The 2,368-nt window shown below is 73.1% G+C and carries 1 protein-coding gene and 2 pseudogenes; 1 reads left to right on the plus strand and 2 read right to left on the minus strand.

Going from position 1 to position 2,368, the window contains the following annotated elements; translation table 11 throughout:
• Positions 1 to 502 (minus strand): annotated as a pseudogene (locus ASE87_RS16355) (DUF3887 domain-containing protein); the annotation flags it as partial.
• A gap of 355 nt (positions 503 to 857) precedes the next feature.
• Here ASE87_RS16355 and ASE87_RS10190 point away from each other — a divergent pair.
• On the plus strand, positions 858 to 1,781 hold the full coding sequence (locus ASE87_RS10190) for an EamA family transporter (RefSeq protein ID WP_056228253.1): 924 nt from the start codon (positions 858 to 860) through the stop codon (positions 1,779 to 1,781).
• Between the two features lie 123 nt (positions 1,782 to 1,904).
• Here ASE87_RS10190 and ASE87_RS16510 read toward each other — a convergent pair.
• Positions 1,905 to 2,368 (minus strand): annotated as a pseudogene (locus ASE87_RS16510) (hypothetical protein); the annotation flags it as partial.

A 2,368-nucleotide genomic window follows, 5' to 3' on the forward strand; every position in this document is an offset into this window, starting at 1 on the left:
AGTCGCCGGACCGCCGTGCCGTGGGTGTGCCGCTCGACTCGAACGCCCCGACGGAACCGAGGACGTGGCTCCACACGTCGCCGAGCTGCGTCGGGTCCATGGCCTTCTTCATCTCGTCGTCGAAGAGGGCGTGGACCTCGTCGGGGCGCCCCGTGCTGAGCAGGTCGAAGACCGCCGTCGCCCGCTCGACGGAACCCGAGGTGACGTCCTTCTCGAGCGGGCGTCCCGTCCTCGGGTCGATCACCTGGCCGAACCTCTGGTACGCGGCTTGACGTGAGATGGACATGACGTCTCCTACTTCCTGCCAGGTCGCCCCGGCGTCGCGGGCATCGGTCACGAGGGCCGCGAGGACGGCCTCGAGGTCGGCCTTCATCCCCGCCGCGCGCTGCACGGCGACGAGGGTCGAGGACCGGTCGTGTCGACCGTGCACCGATGCCGCGAGGCCCTGGACCCGCGCGAGGAGGCTCGCGAGCAGGGACGGGGTGCGGGACGGGGTCGACATGCGTAAAGACTAGGTTGACGCGCCTCGCGGCGTCAAGATCGGCTTTCGTCCCGCTGATCCATGTGTTCTTCCGGCTCACCCGCTCCCATTACCGCAGTCGCACCGGGTTTCGAACGACGCACCCAGCAGCTTCCGGGTTCATCGTTCGAAACGGGGTTCATCGCGGTACGAGTTCACCCCCAGGACACCCGCCGCCCCTACGCTCGCCACGACAGCGCCTAGGGTTCCGGGGTCCCACGATCCGACTGGTCCGAGCGGCGCCACGGTCGGGCGCCATCGCCGGGCCGTCATCTGAACGGACAAAAGCCTGGAGGACCCGTTCGGCGCGCCCCGCGCCGAGCCGATGGGTCCTCGCATGTCCACCACCGCCCTCCTGCTCGTCCTCGCCGCCGCCGTCTGCCACGCCGGCTGGAACGTCGTCGCCCACGGCGTGAGCCGCCTCGGCACGCCCTTCCTCTGGTGGGGTGCCGTCGCCAGCACCGTGCTCTGGCTGCCGGTCGTCCCGTTCACGGGCGGCCTCGGTGCGAGCGTCGGCGGCCTCGCGGTCGGAGCAGGCGTCTCGGCCGTGCTGCACGTCGTCTACATGACGGTGCTGCAGCGCGGCTACGCGGTCGGCACCCTGTCGACCGTCTACGCGACGGCACGCGGCAGCGGCCCCGCCGTCAGCGCCGGCCTCGCCGTCCTGCTGCTCGGCGAGCAGCTCTCGGTGACGGCCGTCGTCGGCATCGCCGTGGTGGTCGCGGGGGTCGTGGCGACCGGACTGATCGACCGGCGGCCGACGGTCTCTCCGGCACCGCGCCTCCTGCACGGGTCGTCGACCGCGTCGACGCCGGGCGCCCCTGGCCCGGCGCGCCGTCGCCTCGACCCCGGCATCGCCTGGGGCCTGCTCACCGGCCTCGCCATCGCGAGCTACACGATCTGGGACGCCCACGCCCTGCGCACCTGGGGCCTCTCGCCCGTGTCGTTCATGGTCGGCGTGACCCTCGTCGAGGTCGTCTTCTACAGTGCGACGCTCGGTCGGCGTCGGGGCGAGCTCGTCGCCGTCGCGCGCGCCCACTGGCCGCGCGTGCTGGCCTTCGGGGTGCTGTCGCCGCTGTCGTACATCCTCGTGCTGACGGCGATCCGGACGGCTCCGGTCGCCCTCGTCGCCCCGGCGCGCGAGACGAGCGTCGTGATGGTGGCCGTGTTCGGCGCCCTCGTGCTGCGTGAGGGCTCACTGGTGAAGCGGCTGGCGGCGTCGGTGGTCGTGCTCGGCGGCATCGCCCTGGTCGCCCTCTGACGGGTTTCGCCCGGGCCGCCGCCCACCCATGAACCCGGTTTCGAACCACGAACCCAGAAGCTTCCGGGTGCATCGTTCGAAACCGGGTTCACGGACGCACGAGCCCAGGAGGCGCGGGTCGGCCTACAGGAACCCGGTCACCGCGACGGCGACCGCCGCCAGCAGCGCCACCGCGGCCAGCACCTTCGACGACCCCATGACGAGTCGGCGCCTCGGCCCACCGTCGTACGGCTCGTCGTCGGCGTCACGCAGTTCGGGCGGGAGCTCTGCCTCACGGCGACGGCGCTCCTGCTCGAGGCGGGCGGCGCGTTCGGCACGCTCGACCCGGGCGACGCGCTCGGCCTCGTGCCGGCGGGCCAGTTCGGCCTCGCGGTCACGGGCGACGAGCAGCTCGAGTTCACGGTGCGCCTCGTCCGACCAGGCTTCGAGATCGTCGTCCGAGGCGTCGGGGGTGCCCGGAGCGCCGGGGGTGCCCGGAGCGCCGGGCGCGCCGGGCGCGTCGGGGGCACCGGGCGGAAGGGCCGGGTCGTCGGGGGTGCCGTCGTCGTGTCGCATGCGGAGGCCTTCGTCGCGGGAGCAGGGCGGGG

The organism is Frigoribacterium sp. Leaf44, assembly GCF_001421865.1.
Lineage (GTDB): Bacteria > Actinomycetota > Actinomycetes > Actinomycetales > Microbacteriaceae > Frigoribacterium.